Source organism: Microvirga sp. GN3, from assembly GCF_055792825.1.
Window position 1 is genome coordinate 22,154 of sequence record NZ_JBVVAK010000052.1, and the last position, 15,705, is coordinate 37,858.

Annotated in this window: 16 protein-coding genes and 1 pseudogene; 10 read left to right on the forward strand and 7 right to left on the reverse strand. The window is 61.4% G+C overall.

Features of this window, described 5'->3' with window-relative positions; all coding sequences use genetic code 11:
- Positions 1 to 355 precede the first annotated feature (355 nt).
- Positions 356 to 883 carry a flavin reductase gene (locus ACS5Q1_RS23235; RefSeq protein WP_473100386.1) on the reverse strand — a complete coding sequence of 176 codons (528 nt, stop codon included), beginning with the start codon at positions 881 to 883 and terminating at the stop codon, positions 356 to 358.
- A 302-nt stretch (positions 884 to 1,185) separates the two neighbouring features.
- Between ACS5Q1_RS23235 and ACS5Q1_RS23240 the strand changes: the two genes are divergently transcribed.
- The 7 genes and pseudogenes from ACS5Q1_RS23240 (at position 1,186) to ACS5Q1_RS23270 (ending at position 7,240) form a co-directional block, all read left to right on the forward strand.
- Positions 1,186 to 2,106 (forward strand): branched-chain amino acid ABC transporter permease, encoded by a 921-nt coding sequence (locus ACS5Q1_RS23240; protein WP_473100387.1) that lies wholly within the window; start codon positions 1,186 to 1,188, stop codon positions 2,104 to 2,106.
- A 13-nt stretch (positions 2,107 to 2,119) separates the two neighbouring features.
- Complete coding sequence (livM, locus tag ACS5Q1_RS23245; protein WP_203443328.1) at positions 2,120 to 3,532, forward strand: high-affinity branched-chain amino acid ABC transporter permease LivM; 1,413 nt, start codon at positions 2,120 to 2,122, stop codon at positions 3,530 to 3,532.
- Positions 3,532 to 4,344: pseudogene (locus ACS5Q1_RS23250) on the forward strand (ABC transporter ATP-binding protein); the annotation flags it as partial. The gene livM and the pseudogene ACS5Q1_RS23250, both read left to right, overlap by 1 nt.
- Positions 4,345 to 4,370: 26 nt before the next feature.
- Positions 4,371 to 5,147 (forward strand): ABC transporter ATP-binding protein, encoded by a 777-nt coding sequence (locus ACS5Q1_RS23255; RefSeq protein ID WP_203443326.1) that lies wholly within the window; start codon positions 4,371 to 4,373, stop codon positions 5,145 to 5,147.
- Positions 5,147 to 5,509 (forward strand): DUF6867 family protein, encoded by a 363-nt coding sequence (locus tag ACS5Q1_RS23260; RefSeq protein WP_473100388.1) that lies wholly within the window; start codon positions 5,147 to 5,149, stop codon positions 5,507 to 5,509. Before ACS5Q1_RS23255 ends, ACS5Q1_RS23260 begins: the two co-directional genes overlap by 1 nt.
- 126 nt (positions 5,510 to 5,635) lie before the next feature.
- Entirely contained in the window at positions 5,636 to 6,763 is a 1,128-nt protein-coding gene (locus ACS5Q1_RS23265; RefSeq protein ID WP_473100389.1) for a branched-chain amino acid ABC transporter substrate-binding protein, read from the forward strand.
- A gap of 90 nt (positions 6,764 to 6,853) precedes the next feature.
- Positions 6,854 to 7,240, forward strand: a complete 387-nt coding sequence (locus ACS5Q1_RS23270) for an ACT domain-containing protein (RefSeq protein WP_473100390.1) — start codon at positions 6,854 to 6,856, stop codon at positions 7,238 to 7,240.
- Here ACS5Q1_RS23270 and ACS5Q1_RS23275 read toward each other — a convergent pair whose 3' ends face one another.
- Both ACS5Q1_RS23275 and ACS5Q1_RS23280 read right to left on the reverse strand, forming a co-directional pair.
- Entirely contained in the window at positions 7,241 to 7,708 is a 468-nt protein-coding gene (locus ACS5Q1_RS23275) for a DUF1203 domain-containing protein (protein ID WP_473100391.1), read from the reverse strand.
- A gap of 71 nt (positions 7,709 to 7,779) precedes the next feature.
- On the reverse strand, positions 7,780 to 8,508 hold the full coding sequence (locus ACS5Q1_RS23280; RefSeq protein ID WP_473100392.1) for a cytochrome c biogenesis CcdA family protein: 729 nt from the start codon (positions 8,506 to 8,508) through the stop codon (positions 7,780 to 7,782).
- 96 nt (positions 8,509 to 8,604) lie between these two features.
- On the opposite strand from ACS5Q1_RS23280, the gene ACS5Q1_RS23285 reads away from it, so the two are divergent.
- A complete protein-coding gene (locus tag ACS5Q1_RS23285; RefSeq protein ID WP_473100393.1) occupies positions 8,605 to 9,609 on the forward strand; it encodes a P1 family peptidase in 1,005 nt (334 codons plus the stop codon).
- 2 nt (positions 9,610 to 9,611) lie between these two features.
- Here ACS5Q1_RS23285 and ACS5Q1_RS23290 read toward each other — a convergent pair whose 3' ends face one another.
- Together ACS5Q1_RS23290 and ACS5Q1_RS23295 are read right to left on the reverse strand one after the other, a co-directional pair.
- Positions 9,612 to 10,739: a hypothetical protein gene (locus ACS5Q1_RS23290; RefSeq protein WP_473100394.1), complete on the reverse strand. Its 1,128-nt coding sequence runs from the start codon at positions 10,737 to 10,739 to the stop codon at positions 9,612 to 9,614.
- A 128-nt stretch (positions 10,740 to 10,867) separates the two neighbouring features.
- Positions 10,868 to 12,109, reverse strand: a complete 1,242-nt coding sequence (locus tag ACS5Q1_RS23295) for an NAD(P)/FAD-dependent oxidoreductase (protein ID WP_473100395.1) — start codon at positions 12,107 to 12,109, stop codon at positions 10,868 to 10,870.
- Between the two features lie 209 nt (positions 12,110 to 12,318).
- Between ACS5Q1_RS23295 and rpe the strand changes: the two genes are divergently transcribed.
- Positions 12,319 to 12,990 (forward strand): ribulose-phosphate 3-epimerase, encoded by a 672-nt coding sequence (gene rpe / locus ACS5Q1_RS23300; RefSeq protein WP_473100396.1) that lies wholly within the window; start codon positions 12,319 to 12,321, stop codon positions 12,988 to 12,990.
- Between the two features lie 298 nt (positions 12,991 to 13,288).
- On the opposite strand, the gene ACS5Q1_RS23305 is transcribed toward rpe, so the two are convergent.
- Positions 13,289 to 13,615 (reverse strand): hypothetical protein, encoded by a 327-nt coding sequence (locus ACS5Q1_RS23305; RefSeq protein WP_473100397.1) that lies wholly within the window; start codon positions 13,613 to 13,615, stop codon positions 13,289 to 13,291.
- On the reverse strand, positions 13,615 to 13,866 hold the full coding sequence (locus tag ACS5Q1_RS23310; protein ID WP_473100398.1) for a hypothetical protein: 252 nt from the start codon (positions 13,864 to 13,866) through the stop codon (positions 13,615 to 13,617). The genes ACS5Q1_RS23305 and ACS5Q1_RS23310 overlap by 1 nt, the downstream gene beginning before the upstream one ends.
- A gap of 213 nt (positions 13,867 to 14,079) precedes the next feature.
- Between ACS5Q1_RS23310 and ACS5Q1_RS23315 the strand changes: the two genes are divergently transcribed.
- Complete coding sequence (locus ACS5Q1_RS23315) at positions 14,080 to 15,639, forward strand: VapE domain-containing protein (protein ID WP_473100399.1); 1,560 nt, start codon at positions 14,080 to 14,082, stop codon at positions 15,637 to 15,639.
- Positions 15,640 to 15,705: the final 66 nt, after the last annotated feature.

Here is a 15,705-nt window from a genome sequence, read left to right on the forward strand (position 1 = left end):
AAGCGCCGGACCGGTCCCTGCCGGGATTCGCATGCTGACTGAGGATTTCGAGGCCATCTGCCTCAGCCCCGGACGGATTCTTCGCCCATCACCTGCGGAACTAATATCTCCTGACAGCATTACTTCCTCACGAAGACCAAATGCCCCCAGGTCTTCGAGACCCTCAAAGCCCTTCACCGCCCCTCGTGAAGGGCTTTTTCTTTGTTCGGACTTAGCTGGCGGCCAAGCTGAAACTCTCCACCCTCCCGATCATTGCCCTTCTGAAGGCTATCCTGTTGGCCTTCAGGACCGGGAGGCCTCCTCATTTGCCGGAAACGGCGGGTGGGGAGGCCTCTCTGTTATGTGTCCACAGATTTCAGAGCTGGTGGTAGTGACGTCCCTGATAGACCAGGGTGGGCTTCTGTTCGCCAAGCCGGATGCGGACGATCTCGCCGATGATGACATGGTGGGTCGCAACGACCCGGGCATCGCTGATGCGGCAATCGAAGGAAACGAGGCTCGTCGTCAGGGCGAGAGATCCCGTCTCGAGCCTTTCCCACTGACCGACGGTAAAGCGCTCCTGCCCTTGAAGACCGGCCCGGCCCGCGAAAACGTCGGCGAGCGCCAGATCGTCAGCGCTCAAGGTATTCACGCAGAAAACCCGGTTGGCCAGGAGCGCCTGCGCCGACCGTGAGGCGGTGTTGACGCAGACCAGGAGCGAGGCTGGGCTGTCCGTCACGGGGGTCACCGCCGTGGCCGTAAAGCCCGCGCGGCCGGCTGGACCGTCGGTCGTGACTACATGAACCGCTGCTGCAGCACGGCTCATGCCCTCCCTGAAGAGAACGGCATCGGGGCTGGTGTCATCTGCGGCGGCTGAGTTGGGAGTGGCTTGAGACTTCAACATCGTGATCCGGACAAGCCTCTTCCACTCTTTTCAGGCCGAGCACAAGGCTGCTCAGAACCATATGGGCCTCGGTCTTATCCTTTGGAAGCAGTAGGCAAAATTGGACTTGCCCAGTATTGCAGCTGTTCCTGCCGCTTGTTCCATCATAAGAGGTAATAGGAAACTTAACAGAAAGTTGTCGAACGAAAATCCGTTTGCTAGAGACACGCGCACCTTACGTCAGGCTTGGCGACGTTCGCACGTCGTGCTTTCCTGCGGTGTTTCCCAAGAATGACCCCATTCCAGAGGGGCAAGGGTAGGACATGGAAATCTTTGTGCAGCAGCTCATCAATGGGCTGACTCTGGGGTCGATCTACGGCCTCATCGCCATCGGCTATACGATGGTCTTCGGTATCATCGGCATGGTGAATTTCGCCCACGGCGACGTCTTCATGCTCTCGGCCTTCATCTCGCTCATCCTCTTCCTCCTCCTGACCGTGTGGCTCGGGATCTCGTCCGTCGCGTTGGCGCTTCTCGTCGTACTCGTCGTCGCGATGGCGCTCACGTCCCTGTGGGGCTGGGCCATCGAGCGGATCGCCTACCGGCCCCTGCGCGGCTCGTTCCGTCTGGCGCCGCTGATCTCGGCCATCGGCGTCTCGATCTTCCTGTCGAACTTCGTCCAGGTGGCCCAGGGCGCGCGTAACAAGCCGATCCCGCCGATGGTCCAGGACGTGATCGTGCTCTTCCAGGGCGAGAGCGGCTACAACGTCGCCCTCTCCTACAAGCAGATCATCATCATGGTCAGCACCGCGGTGCTGCTGACGATCTTCTGGTATCTCGTCCAGAAGACCTCCCTCGGACGTGCCCAGCGCGCCTGCGAGCAGGACCGCAAGATGGCCGCTCTCCTCGGCATCAACGTGGACCGGACGATCTCCCTGACCTTCGTCATCGGCGCCGCCCTCGCCTCGGTCGCGGGCACCATGTACTTGCTGTATTATGGCGTGGTGAGCTTCAACGACGGCTTCGTGCCGGGCGTGAAGGCCTTCACGGCAGCGGTTCTGGGTGGCATCGGCTCGCTCCCGGGCGCCGTTCTGGGCGGGTTGATCATCGGCCTCATCGAGACCTTCTGGTCGGCCTACTTCTCGATCGAGTACAAGGATGTGGCCGCGTTCTCGATCCTCGCCATCGTCCTGATCTTCATGCCCTCCGGTATCCTCGGACGGCCTGAGGTCGAGAAGGTTTAGGGAGCCTAAGAGCATGAACGCTCCTTCCATCACCACCGCGGGCCAAACCCAGGCCGCGACGCGGACCTTCGATCTGCGCGCTGCCTTGAAGGATTCCTTCAAGACCGCACTGATCATGCTGGGCCTCTCGATCCCGATCCTGGCCTACAGGACGGATCAGTCCGGTGCCGATCTCTTCCTCACGCCCCGCTGGGGCCTGGTTGCGATCATCTGTGCCATCGTCTTCGGCCTGCGCCTGTTCCTGCACGCCTTCACGGCGTCGCGGGCCTATCGCCAGGCGACGCCCAGCCCACGTCAGGCGACGGAACCGGTTCATGCCGAGCCAAGCGCCTTCCAGCACGTGTCACGCTTCGCTATCCCCTTCTTCCTTGGCATAGCGCTCGCTTTTCCGCTTCTGGTCTACCTGATCCAAGGCGGATTGAACGAATCCCGTTACTGGGTCGATCTCGGCATTCTGATCCTCACCTATGTGATGCTCGGATGGGGTCTGAACATCGTGGTGGGGCTCGCTGGCCTGCTCGATCTGGGATACGTGGCCTTCTACGCGGTCGGGGCCTATTCCTATGCCCTGCTCTCGACCACGTTCGGGCTGTCGTTCTGGATCTGCCTGCCGCTCGCCGGCATCCTCGCCGCCTTCTGGGGCATGATCCTCGGCTTCCCGGTGCTGCGCCTGCGCGGCGATTATCTCGCCATCGTCACCCTGGCCTTCGGTGAAATCGTCCGCCTCGTCCTCATCAACTGGGTGGATCTGACCAATGGCGGCGCCGGCATCTCCTCGATCCCGCGCGCGACCTTCTTCGGCATCCCGTTCACAGCGGGTGAAGGCGGGTTTGCGCAGACCTTCGGGCTCGAATTCAACGGCATGCACAGGATCATCTTCCTCTATTACCTGATCCTGGTGCTGGCCCTGATCACCAACTTCGTCACCATGCGCCTGCGCAGGCTGCCGATTGGTCGGGCCTGGGAAGCTCTGCGTGAGGACGAAATCGCCTGCCGGTCTCTCGGCATCAACACCACGAACACCAAGCTGACGGCCTTTGCCATCGGCGCCATGTTCGGCGGCTTTGCCGGCTCGTTCTTCGCGGTCCGCCAGGGCTTCGTCTCTCCGGAAAGCTTCAACTTCCTGGAATCGGCGATCATCCTGGCCATCGTGGTGCTCGGCGGCATGGGCTCGCAGATCGGCGTGGCGATTGCGGCCATCGTGCTCGTCGGCGGCCCCGAAATCCTGCGTAACCTGACCTTCCTCCAGGCCATCTTCGGATCGGGCTTCGATCCGAACGAATACCGCCTGCTGCTCTTCGGTGCCGGCATGGTGGCGATGATGGTCTGGCGTCCGCGCGGTCTGATCTCGGAACGTGAACCCTCGGTGATCTTGAAAGAGCGCAAGGCCATTTCTGGCTCGCTCGTGAAGGAAGGACACGGCTAATGCGCTGGCTGCAGGATCCCATCCTCGATGTACAGCATCTCACGATGCGCTTCGGCGGCCTCGTCGCCGTCAACGACCTCTCCTTTCAGGCCGGGCGCGGCGACATCACCGCGCTCATCGGTCCCAACGGAGCAGGCAAGACCACGGTCTTCAACTGCATCACCGGCTTCTACAAGCCGACCGAGGGCATGATCGCCCTTCGCAAGCCCGACGGCTCGCATCTGCTGCTGGAACGGCTACCGGGCTTTGACATCAACTGGAGGGGCAAGGTTGCCCGTACCTTCCAGAACATCCGTCTGTTCTCCGGCATGACCGTGCTCGAGAACCTGCTGGTGGCCCAGCACAACCCGCTGATGATCGCCTCGGGCTTCACCTTCCTCGGCGTCCTCGGCCTCGGCGGCTATCGCAAGGCCGAGAAGGAGGCCATCGAGAAGGCCAAGTTCTGGCTGGAGAAAGCCCGGCTGATCCACCGGGCGGACGACCCGGCGGGCGACCTGCCCTACGGCGACCAGCGCCGTCTGGAGATCGCCCGCGCCATGTGCACGGACCCACTGTTGCTCTGCCTCGACGAGCCTGCGGCGGGCCTCAATCCGCGCGAGTCGCATGAGCTCAACGAGCTCCTGCTCTCCATCCGCAAGGATCACGGGACCTCGATCCTTCTGATCGAGCACGACATGTCGGTCGTGATGCAGATCTCGGATCACGTAGTGGTGCTCGATTACGGCACCAAAATCTCGGACGGCGCGCCCTCCGAGGTCAGGAACGATCCCAAGGTCATCGCCGCCTACCTGGGCGTGGCGGATGACGAGGTGGAGAAAGTCGAAGCGGAGGTGGGCGCATGAGCACCGCTGGAGCAAACATCGCGATGCAGAGCCCTCAAGGGGCCACCTCCCGCCAGCCCCTGCTGAGCGTACGGGGCGTGAAGACCTATTATGGCAACATCATCGCCCTCAAGGGCGTCGACATGGACGTCCATGAAGGCGAGATCGTCACCCTGATCGGCGCCAACGGCGCCGGCAAGTCGACGCTGATGATGACGATTTTCGGCAACCCGCGCGCTCGCGAGGGCACGATCACCTATGGGGGCCAGGACATCACCAAGATGCCGACCCACGAGATCGCCCGCCTGTCGATCGCGCAATCGCCCGAAGGCCGGCGCATTTTCCCGCGCATGACAGTATTCGAGAACCTTCAAATGGGCGCGTCCATGCACAACATGGCTCATTTCGACCAGGATCTCGAACGGGTCTGCACCCTGTTCCCGCGCCTGAAGGAGCGCCTGCAGCAGCGCGGCGGCACCCTCTCGGGCGGCGAGCAGCAGATGCTGGCCATTGCCCGCGCGCTCATGAGCCGGCCCAAGCTTCTCCTCCTGGACGAGCCGTCCCTCGGCCTGGCACCCCTGATCGTGAAGCAGATCTTCCACATCATCAAAGAGCTGAATGAGAAGGACGGCATGACTGTCTTCCTCGTGGAGCAGAACGCCTATCACGCCCTCAAGCTGGCCCATCGCGGATATGTGATGGTGACGGGCAACATCACCATGAGCGGTTCCGGCAGGGAATTGCTTGAAAATCCGCAAGTCCGGGCAGCCTATCTCGAAGGGGGGCATCACTGATGCAGGGCATCCTCTACGAAGAGCCGTCGATCTGGCTCTTTCTCCTCATCACCGTGGTCATGGGCGGATGGGCGGCCTGGATGACGGGCCGGGCCATCGCCGTCACCTGGCGGCCGTTCTGGACCCTGATCCTTTACCTGTTCATCCTCGGCGCGGCGGTGCGCTTCATTCACTTCGCGCTGTTCGAAGGCACGCTGCTGTCGATCCATTATTATGCGGTCGACACCATCGTCCTTCTGATCATCGGCGCGCTCGGATTCCAGTACCGCCGGGCCCGGATGATGACCACCCAGTACCGCTGGCTCTACGAGCGGACCGGCCCGTTTTCCTGGCGGGAAAAGGCGTCTGCTACCAAGGGCTAAGCCCAAAAGATTCCCAGGTGACATCCGCTTAAAAACCAGCATGATGCTGCCTTGGATGACGGGCATCCCGTCAAACCGGCCCCACAAGGAAGAGGGGCCTATAAAACCACCCAGAGGAGTGACCTCATGAAAAAACTGCTGTTGACCGGCGTAGCCCTCGGTCTTGGCCTCGCCTTCTCCAGCGCAGCCAGCGCCCAGATCAAGATCGGCGTTGCTGGCCCCATCACCGGCCCGAACGCGGCTTTCGGCGCCCAGCTGAAGAACGGCGTCGAGCAGGCCGTCGAAGACATCAACGCAGCCGGCGGCATCAATGGCCAGAAGCTGCAGATCGTCATCGGCGACGACGTGTCCGACCCGAAGCAGGGTGTATCGGTGGCGAACAAGTTCGCCGCTGAAGGCGTGAAGTTCGTCGTCGGCCACTTCAACTCCGGCGTCTCGATCCCATCCTCGCAGGTCTACGAGGAAGCCGGCATCGTCCAGGTCACCCCGGCCTCGACGAACCCGCAATTCACCGAGCGCGGCCTGTGGAACACCTTCCGCACCTGCGGTCGTGACGACCAGCAGGGCCTCGTTGCCGGCGGCTACCTCGCCGACAAGTTCAAGGGCAAGAAGGTCGCCGTCGTTCACGACAAGACCCCCTACGGAAAGGGCCTTGCCGACGAGACCCAGAAGGCCATGAACGCCAAGGGTCTGAAGGAAGTCGTCTATGAAGGCGTGAACCCGGGCGAGAAGGACTATTCCGCTCTCGTTTCGAAGCTGAAGCAGGCTGGCGTCGACGTCGTCTACTTCGGCGGCCTCCACACCGAAGCCGGCCTTATCATCCGTCAGATGCGCGACCAGGGCCTCAACGCCCCGCTCATGTCGGGTGACGGCATCGTGTCGGCCGAGTTCACCTCGATCGCCGGCCCGGGCGCCGACGGCACCCTGATGACCTTCTCGCCGGATCCGCGCAAGAACCCGAACGCGAAGGACGTCGTGGCCAAGTTCAAGGCCAAGAACTTCGAGCCGGAAGCCTACACCCTCTACTCCTACGCCGCCGCCCAGATCCTAGCCGAGGCTGCGAAGCAGGCCGGCAGCACCGATGGCAAGAAGGTTGCCGACGTCATGAAGGCGGGCAAGCCCTTCAAGACCGTCATCGGCGACATCTCCTTCGACAAGAAGGGCGACATCACCCGCCCGGACTACATCATGTACGTCTGGAAGAAGGGCGCTGACGGCAAGATCGACTACTCCGGCAACGAACTCGCCATGTAATCGATTGGCCTGAAAGCCAATGATTGGAAACCCGCCCTGGCGACAGGGCGGGTTTTCTTATGAAAGCTCCCGTTCAAAGCAGCCAGGATCATGCCAGCTCTGACTTTTTCGCTGCTCGAGACCACCTACGCGGTCTGCCGCTTCCCGGCAGGCATGCCCGTTATGGCCCCTTCGCCGGGGGCCTTCTCGCTCCTGGTTCAAGCCGCTGAGGAAACGACCCTCGTCTGCCCGCTCGATGAGGCCCCATCCGATGCTGAGGTCGATGCAGGCTGGCGCTGCTTTCGGATCGAGCAGAGTTTCGATTTCAGCGTTCCGGGCATCCTGGCCTCCGTCCTCACCCCCCTGGCCAAGGCTGGCATCGGCATCTTCGCCACGTCCACCTTCAGCACAGATTACGTGCTGACGAAGGCGGAAGATGCGGAGAAAGCAGTGGCTGCGCTCAGGGGCGCCGGACACGGGGTCAGAAGCGAGGATTGATCAGGCCCGTTCGACCCGGGCGGCAAAACAGCCACGCCGGGCGAAATGGGCATCGATATGCGCCACCTCGGGATTGGCGAAGAACCGCTCGATCACCTGCAGAACGTCATCGCTCTCCGCGACCTCCGCATCAACGATGAAGGCGTTGGTATCGTAGGCCCGTAAGGACAGCAGCCTGTCGCGCAGCATCGGCGGCAATTCATCCTGGTAGGTGCCCGTCTTGGCATAGCGGCTAACGAAGATTGGTCCCGCCGCGCGGTACGGTGAGGTCGAGGTCGTCTGATGGGCGTGGTTGAGCAGCAGGAGCTCCTCCCCCACTGCAACCCGGGTCAGGGACACCCGGCATGGATAAGCATCGGCCTCATCGGCATAAACGCGCTTGGCGCCGATGTCCCTAAGGTCAGCTTCATTCAGTTCGAAGAGCGGTGCGAAAGGTTCGGCATCGAGGCCGCAGACTTGGAAGGGCATGGGTGATCTCCGTGTGAGATCACCAGGATGGCAAGTCATACCTCGTCGAACGACCCGATTCCTGTGACAACCTATCCCAACCGCCCGAGCGCCGGAAAGGTCTCCAGAAGCCAGAATGACATGTTGGTGATCCAGCCGGTGAGAAACGCGATCCCGGTGAGGACGAGGAGCACACCCATGACCTTTTCGACCATGGCAAAGCGCGAGCGCATGCGCTTCAAAAGAGCCACGAAAGGCTTCATGGCGAACGCCGCGAGCAGGAAGGGAATGCCCAAGCCCGCCGAATAGGCCGCCAGCAACAGCGCTCCGTGAGCCACGCTGTCCTCCGACCCCGCCACGGTCAGGATCGCTGCCAGAACCGGACCGATGCAGGGCGTCCAGCCGAAGGCGAAGGCGAGGCCCATCACATAGGCGCCCCAGAGGCCGACTGGTTTCGCCACATTGAACCGGGCCTCCCGGTAGAACAATCCGATGCGGAACAGCCCGAGGAAATGCAGGCCCATCACGATGATGGCGATGCCCGCCATCGTGCTCAACACATCGAGATATTGGCGGATGACCTGGCCCAGGGCGGAAGCGGTCGCGCCGAGGAGCACGAAGACCGTCGAGAAGCCCGCCACGAACAGGAGCGCCGCCAGCATCGCGCGCTGGCGGACGGCGCGGTCGTCGCCCGCGCTCAGGCGGTCGAAGGTCGTGCCGGCCAGGAAGGACAGATAGGGCGGGACCAGCGGCAGAACGCAGGGACTTAAGAAACTGATGAGGCCGCCGAGCGCCGCGGCTGGATAAGAAACACTGAGCATGACAGCCTTCTATCCGTTCGCGTCCGCTTGAGAAAGGCGGTGGAAGGCGGGTTCTCCAGCTTGTGAAGACCGCCGATTTTCGGTTTGCTTCGCCTCATGACACAGCGCCGCAATCTCATCACCGACGTCGCCGGCCTTCGCATTGGCAATGCTCACGATGCTATCCTCGGTTCCGGCGTGACCGTCGCTCTCTTCGATGAGCCTGCGGTCACCTCCGTCTTTGCCATGGGCGGAGCCCCGGCTACCCGCGAGACCGATCTGCTCGACCCGGACAAGATGGTGCCCGGCATCCACGGCGTCGTGCTCTCCGGCGGTTCCGCCTTCGGTCTCGATGCGGCCAGCGGCGTCCAGGCTTATTTACGGGAACAGGGGATCGGTTTTGCCGTGAGGGACGCTCTCGTTCCCCTGGTCTCGCAAGCGTCCATCTTCGATCTCATCAACGGCGGCAACAAGGATTGGGGCCGTTACCCGCCCTATCGGGAACTTGGCTACGAGGCAGCCCAACAAGCCGGCCTGGACTTCGAGCTTGGCACGTCAGGCGGCGGATACGGCGCCACGACGGCGAACCTGAAGGGCGGTTTGGGCTCAACGAGCGCCACGACCTCCACCGGTCATATGGTCGGCGCTCTTGTCGTGGTGAACAGCGTCGCTTCGGCCGTGATCGGCAACGGCCCGCATTTCTGGGCCGGCGCCCTGGAGGAAGGCGGCGAGTTTGGCGGGCACGGGCACCCTGTGCGCGTCGATCCGGAGAAACGCAAGCTCATCTGGAAGGGCGGACCACAACTGGCCACCACCATTGCGCTCATTGCCACCGATGCCGTTCTGACGAAGGCTCAGGCCAAGCGGCTTGCCATTGCCTCCCATGCGGGGCTAGCCCGAGCCTTACGCTTCTCCCACGCCCTCTTCGACGGCGACACGATCTTCGCCGCAGCCACCGGCCGCAAGCCACTCAAGGATGAAGCCGCGGAGTTCACGGAACTGACGGCCCTTGCCGCGGACTGCCTCACCCGCGCCATCGCGCGTGGCATCTACGAGGCGACGGCCCTGCCCTCTCCTGGCGCGCAACCGGCCTGGCGAGACCGCTTCGGAAAAAGCGAATAAGACTAAGACAAGCAGAGTGGTTGTCTTCCTGCGGGGCCGTATTCCGGATCGTCGCCGAGTCGCCACAGGAAGCTTGCCATGCGAGCTTCCAACCCGCTTTGCGTATTCCCGAGTGTGCGGTCGAGAGCGGCTTGAACATTCTCTGTCGAGGCTAGAAGTGCAGCCGCCAGACGTGGCGATGCTGCCGCGATCAATCGCCCCCAGCGCTGAGCTTCGCCTGCATCGATGGCGAACCGGGTCCGCACCAGATCCATGAGCCGGTTATCCGAATGGGCAGGCCGGATGATGAGAAGCGTGCTCTCGCAGCCGAACAGGTCCTGGGCAGCCCCACGGAGCGGAAGCAGATAGGCGACCGCTGGCCCGTGCTCCTCCATTGCCGGAAGGGGGATGGGGCCGCGCAATTGGTCGAACAGCCCGGCGGTGATCCGTGCAAGGCTCTCGCCCAATGTCCGTTGGGCCTCGTCATCCGTGAAGGCAACCCGATCGCCCGCTCTCACACTGATCTGAGCCAGCCGGGACTCCATTGCGGTGTTGCAGGCGAGAAGCCGGCCGTTTCGGTTAAGGACTGCGGCAGGGATCTCCATGAACTGCAGGGCTGAGACTGTTGATCGGGCCTGCCGCATTCCGAGCTTCGTGAACAGGAATGCAGCACGCGCCAAGTGTGGCCGGAGCAGATTCAATCTCGTCCTCAGTTCGGGCTCCATAGGACCATGATGGTAGGGACGCTCGAAACGAATGGAAACGATGCCGCCGCCAGGGACCTGCATGAGGGCACCGGCGGACCAGCCGCCGCCTCGCGGACGGATGAAGTCCCGGTACATGGGAATTGAATCGAGCTCGCCCGGAGAGAAAATCTCAGTCTCGTCGAAGAACTGGAGGCGCTTCCGCCGGCCGCCCCGTTCGGCCCAGGTATTTCGCAAGTGCCAGCCTTCGGCGTACCAATCGCCCAAAGCAGAGCGGAAGCGCTCAGTGGCTACCCAGGATCTTGCACCTTCTCCCGTGACGGCAGTCATCGAGCCGCCATTGGCTCCGGCAAAGGCTGAGATCTGCTCAAAGACCTGAAACCATCGCTCAGGAATGACCGCAGCTTCATAGATGTCACCGATCAGCGACCGGTCGCCCCCCAGCATCCGCCTCCCCCGTAACGTTGGAGCGGATCATAAACGTTCTAACCTCTCATTCAAGCATTTTCCCCTCCAAACGGATAGGATACCTATCTTGCAAGGAGGGGTCTAAGGGCCACGAAAAGGAAAGCGGCTTAAAACCGCTCCGCCCGATACGGCTTCGGATCGACGACTGGCGTCTCGCCCGTGATCATCTCGGCGAGCAGCCGGCCTGTCACCGGGCCGAGCGTCAGGCCATGATGGGCGTGGCCGAAGCCGAACCAGAGGTTCTTGTGCTTAGGCGCTGGCCCGATAATCGGCATCATATCCGGCGTGCAGGGGCGCATGCCCATCCACGGCTCCGGATCGACCCGTTCGCCCAACGGGAAGAATTCCCGGGCGATCGGCTCGGCGCGCTGCAGCTGGACCGGTGTCTTCGGCGCATCGCGATTGGCGAACTCCGCGCCTGTCGTGAGGCGGATGCCATTCGTCATCGGAGCCAGGAAATAGCCGCGGTCGAAATCGAGAGTCGGCCGATTGAGCACCGCATTGCCCGCGGGCTTGTAGTGCATGTGGTAGCCGCGCTTGACCGCAAGTGGTAGATCATAGCCAAGCTTTGTCGTTAGCACATCCGCCCAGGCGCCCAGAGCGATGACGACAGTTCCGGCCTCTACCGGCCCCTTCTCCGTCTGAATGCGCCAACCGGTTGCGGTTTCTTCGAGCGTGTTGGCATCGGCCACCGCCAGCTCGCCGCCGAGGCGCTCGAACAGGCCCACGTAGCCCAGGGTCAACATGTGGGGGTCGGAGACCGAGGCCGGGTCCGTCCAATGGATGCCACCCTTGGTCTCGACCTTGAGATGCGGCTCGCGCTCCGCGACTCCCTTGGTGTCGAGCGCGTCGAAGTTGACGCCGAAATCGCGCTTCACCTCCTCCGCGTCCTTGAACTGCTCGTCCATGCTCTGCTGGTCGCGGAACACCTTCATCCAGCCGGTCGGGCGGATCAGTTGCGTGGAGCCGGATTCTTCCGCCAACGCCATGTGCTCGGTGACGCTGCGCTCGATGAGAGGCGCATACATCCGCGCGATCGCCTTGTGCTGGGCAGGACGCGAATGCATCCAGTACTGCCACAGGAAGGGCGCGAGCTTCGGGATCGCGGCCCAATGGTAATGGGCATCGACGGTGTTGTTCAGGGCATAGCGCAGCAGGGCGCCGAAATCATGCGGGAAACCATAAGGATAGACACCCTCGCGCTGAATCAGGCCCGCATTGCCGAAGGAGGTCTCCTCGCCGGGCTTGCGCTTGTCGACCAGCAGGACTGACCGACCGCGCTTCTGCAGGTGCACGGCAATCGACACGCCGACGATGCCGGCGCCAAGAACAACCACATCCTTACGCATCAATATCCTGCCCCGTTTCCAATCGCCTCTCAGGCCGAGCGATGACGTTCATGCCTTTTGACGAGGCATCTTTACTCCCGTTGGCTCAAGGCCGTCCATGGAATTCCTGTCGCAAAAGAGCCTCTCCCCAGCCAAGTGGTCTTCAATTGGTTGGGCTCGCGCCTGAATGTCCCGTTGCGATGGAAAAAGGCTCGTGCTACCGGCGCGGCATGACACGCCCACTTCTCATCGCCCCCTCCATTCTCGCCTCCGACTTCTCCAAGCTCGGAGAAGAGATCCGCGCCATCGACGCTGCCGGTGCAGACTGGATTCACATCGACGTAATGGATGGGCATTTCGTGCCGAACATCACCATCGGCCCCGATGTGGTGAAGGCATTGCGCCCTCACACTTCCAAGCCCTTCGACGTGCATCTGATGATCGCCCCCGTCGATCCCTATCTTGAAGCCTTCGCCAAGGCGGGCGCGGACATCATCAGCATTCATGCGGAGGCGGGCCCGCACCTGCACCGCTCGCTCCAGACCATCCGGAAGCTCGGCAAGAAGGCCGGCATTGTCCTCAATCCCGGCACCCATGAGGGCTCCATCGAGCCGGTGATCGACGAGGTCGATCTCATTCTCCTGATGACGGTCAATCCCGGCTTCGGCGGTCAGGCTTTCATCCCCTCCGTCTGCACCAAGCTGCGCCGGATCAAGGAGATGGTCGGCAACCGGAACATCGATATCGAAATCGACGGCGGCGTAACCCCTGAGACCGCGCCGCTGGTGGCCGAGGCCGGAGCCAATGTGCTCGTCGCCGGTTCCGCCACGTTCAAAGGCGGCCCCTCGGCCTATTCCGCCAACATGGCTGCCATTCGCGAGGCGGCGGCAAAGGCGCGTTGAGATCAAGGGGTGATCGTGCTACCGCGCGGGCATATCACCCGCGTGGAAGTGGAAAGCCATGATCCCCCGTCAGAGCGGTCAAGCTCCACGTTGCTGTTTGGGATCAATCCTTTAGGTCTGCACCCGAACCGAGGCAGCCATCTCCCAGTCACCGAACACGAACCCTGTCCCCCGTTTTTGGTGGAACTGAGGGGATTCGTTGTCGTGCATGACCGACCTTCGTGGTTGCGGCACGAAGGCTGAAGGCGTGACCGCCTGCGGTCAAGCTGGCCTGGGATGCTCTCCCAGGCCATGGGGTTTAGGGGCTTGATGGCTGGGGCGGTACGTTCGCGTGGAGCGCTTGCTTCAACCGCGTCACCTCGGCTTGATCCTTGATGCCACGGAACTCAAGCTCGACATCCCCGTCCGGGTCGATGCTCCAGGTGCTCGTGAAGTAGTCGATACCCGCCTCATCGGCGATGTCGCGTGCTTTCCAGACCTCGATCTGAACGGCGAGATCATCCAGGTGCAGTTGATCACCCGCAATGCCAGCCGTCAGCAGAGCGCCTTCGATCACGGGCCTGATGAGCTTCTGGGTCACCCAGATATCACCCCCTGAGATGGTGTAAGTGAGGGAGCAGGTCATTAGATGTACTTGCTCCCCATGCTTCCGAGATGGATCGGGGGCGGGAGCAGGCGCTGCCAGTAAGCCTCGAATTCCATCACGTCATCCTCGCTGGCGAAGCCCAAGAGGGTGAAGTTGTCGGGATGGCGCTCGATGTTCCAGGTCGGTCCAGGATCACCGAACATGTCGTAGCACGCGTCCTCGGCAAGGGAGTGGGCAATGTCGGGGAAGTAAACAGAGGTGATGTTCAGATAAAAATTAAAATGCTTCATAATCAAAAAAACTCTTTGGTCTGGGCCGTGACCCATTGATGTCACCGTAATTGCCCGATTCTCAGAAAGTCAAAATTATTCTGCGGCTGGTTACTGGCCGGTTTTTTGAATGGGTGCGTTTTAATTTTGACAGAAGGCACCCGGATCGGTCTTCATGATGAAGCTCTTCAAGAGCCGCCCTGTTTTAGGGCTTCATCTATTGGAATTAATTTTTTGACCGACCTTATTCATTTACCCCCTCAAGCCCTCACGCCCCAGGAGGAGTACGACAACTTCATCCAGGAGTGCATTGCTGACTGGGCAAAGCGCATGGCGAGTGGCGAGATCATCACCGCAGAAGCCATCAGCATCGTTGTGGACCCATCCATGAACAATCACCGGCTTCGTGACTGGGTCAGGAAGTTCCTGCCGCATCTCTCAAAGGCAGACTTCGAGAAGGCTCTCCAGGCAGTCAAAGTGAAGGCCGAGCTTGGCTTTTTGCCCAACAACGCAACCGACTTCGTGAAGGCGTACGTTGCTCGTGAGAAGATCACCTGTCGCTACGATGGCACGCTTCATCGTGCGACTACGCCATTCCTGCTCGACGAGAAGACCGGTCAGAAGGACTACTTCTCCCCCGATCTACTCGAAGGGAACAGCATCACGGCGACCTACTGCGCCTTCATGTTCCCTCCTGAGATGGACATGCAGGAACTCGGCCTGGAACTTCGCGTCTTGAGCGAGAAGCTCAAACTCAACTTCAGGTCGGAGAGCATCAACGATGCCGTACAGTACTGGTATGAAGCGGCGAGGCGTGTACGTCGCTTCGAACTCTTCTCCAGCATAGAATACCTAAGCCCAAGCAGGCGTGACGAGATCGACAAGGTGTGGCTGGACCTCGCTTCAAGGGTCTTCGACACGAGCGATACGCCACCCGAGTTCATCGTCGCCATCCTCAAGAAGTTCATCCATCAGGTGAAGACGAAGTTGCGTGGCAAGGAGGTGAAGGATCACCTCATGGTGGTCATCCTGGGTCCGCAGGGGATCGGTAAGACGACCTTCGTCGAGCAGATGACGAGCCCTCTTAAGGAGTTGAAGCTTGATGTAGACTTCAAGATGATCGAGGACGCTCGCAACATCGACATCTGGCGCTCATACATCCTGTTCCTGGATGAGATGGGGTATGCCTCGAAGTCGGACATTGACGACATCAAGAAGGCAATCACGGCCAAGACCCTGACGCGGCGTCCGCTCTATACCACCACCAAGGTCCAGATTGCGCAGAATGCGACCTTCATCGGGTGCAGCAACAAGGAACTGGAGCAGTTGATCAAGGACCCTACGGGAATCCGCCGCTTTATTGGCCTGCGCTTCCTCAACAAGCCATGCTGGGACACGATGAACAGCATCGACTGGGCTGATCTGTGGAGTTCGGTTGATATCGAGGCCGAAGACCCGATCAAGCCGTTCGCCCACTTATTGAAGGAGAAGCAGGAAGCGACCCGCGACCCAGGGCGTATCGAGGCGTGGCTGCGGGCGTTCGATCCGGATGACGACGAGACCTATGGTCAGCGCGTCAATCGCAAGACCCAGAAGATCGCGGCGATAGACCTCTATGATTCGTTCCGGGCGTACGAGGAGCGCGCTTATCCTGGTTCGGTGAAGACCACGAAGACGGAATGGGACTACGAGATGGGGCGCATTGCCAAGAACCATCCCGAGAGCATGCCCTTCGACAAGACTCGCATCGAGAGCGGGGTTGCATATCGCTATTGCGGTCCATCCGCCGTGTGAGCGGGGGACGCCCCTAGCAGGACATACAGCAGGATACAGGGCTCAATGCCTTGTGAGACAAGGGAT

What these genes read in the sequence shown, in the direction of transcription:
- rpe (WP_473100396.1), top strand. Translation starts at nt 12,319, where the DNA reads ATGACACGCCCACTTCTCATCGCCCCCTCCATTCTCGCCTCCGACTTC.
- ACS5Q1_RS23275 (WP_473100391.1), bottom strand. Translation starts at nt 7,708, where the DNA reads ATGCCCTTCCAAGTCTGCGGCCTCGATGCCGAACCTTTCGCACCGCTC.
- livM (WP_203443328.1), top strand. Translation starts at nt 2,120, where the DNA reads ATGAACGCTCCTTCCATCACCACCGCGGGCCAAACCCAGGCCGCGACG.
- ACS5Q1_RS23290 (WP_473100394.1), bottom strand. Translation starts at nt 10,739, where the DNA reads ATGCTGGGGGGCGACCGGTCGCTGATCGGTGACATCTATGAAGCTGCG.
- ACS5Q1_RS23260 (WP_473100388.1), top strand. Translation starts at nt 5,147, where the DNA reads ATGCAGGGCATCCTCTACGAAGAGCCGTCGATCTGGCTCTTTCTCCTC.
- ACS5Q1_RS23255 (WP_203443326.1), top strand. Translation starts at nt 4,371, where the DNA reads ATGAGCACCGCTGGAGCAAACATCGCGATGCAGAGCCCTCAAGGGGCC.
- ACS5Q1_RS23240 (WP_473100387.1), top strand. Translation starts at nt 1,186, where the DNA reads ATGGAAATCTTTGTGCAGCAGCTCATCAATGGGCTGACTCTGGGGTCG.
- ACS5Q1_RS23270 (WP_473100390.1), top strand. Translation starts at nt 6,854, where the DNA reads ATGCCAGCTCTGACTTTTTCGCTGCTCGAGACCACCTACGCGGTCTGC.
- ACS5Q1_RS23285 (WP_473100393.1), top strand. Translation starts at nt 8,605, where the DNA reads ATGACACAGCGCCGCAATCTCATCACCGACGTCGCCGGCCTTCGCATT.
- ACS5Q1_RS23265 (WP_473100389.1), top strand. Translation starts at nt 5,636, where the DNA reads ATGAAAAAACTGCTGTTGACCGGCGTAGCCCTCGGTCTTGGCCTCGCC.
- ACS5Q1_RS23295 (WP_473100395.1), bottom strand. Translation starts at nt 12,109, where the DNA reads ATGCGTAAGGATGTGGTTGTTCTTGGCGCCGGCATCGTCGGCGTGTCG.
- ACS5Q1_RS23305 (WP_473100397.1), bottom strand. Translation starts at nt 13,615, where the DNA reads ATGACCTGCTCCCTCACTTACACCATCTCAGGGGGTGATATCTGGGTG.
- ACS5Q1_RS23280 (WP_473100392.1), bottom strand. Translation starts at nt 8,508, where the DNA reads ATGCTCAGTGTTTCTTATCCAGCCGCGGCGCTCGGCGGCCTCATCAGT.
- ACS5Q1_RS23310 (WP_473100398.1), bottom strand. Translation starts at nt 13,866, where the DNA reads ATGAAGCATTTTAATTTTTATCTGAACATCACCTCTGTTTACTTCCCC.
- ACS5Q1_RS23235 (WP_473100386.1), bottom strand. Translation starts at nt 883, where the DNA reads ATGTTGAAGTCTCAAGCCACTCCCAACTCAGCCGCCGCAGATGACACC.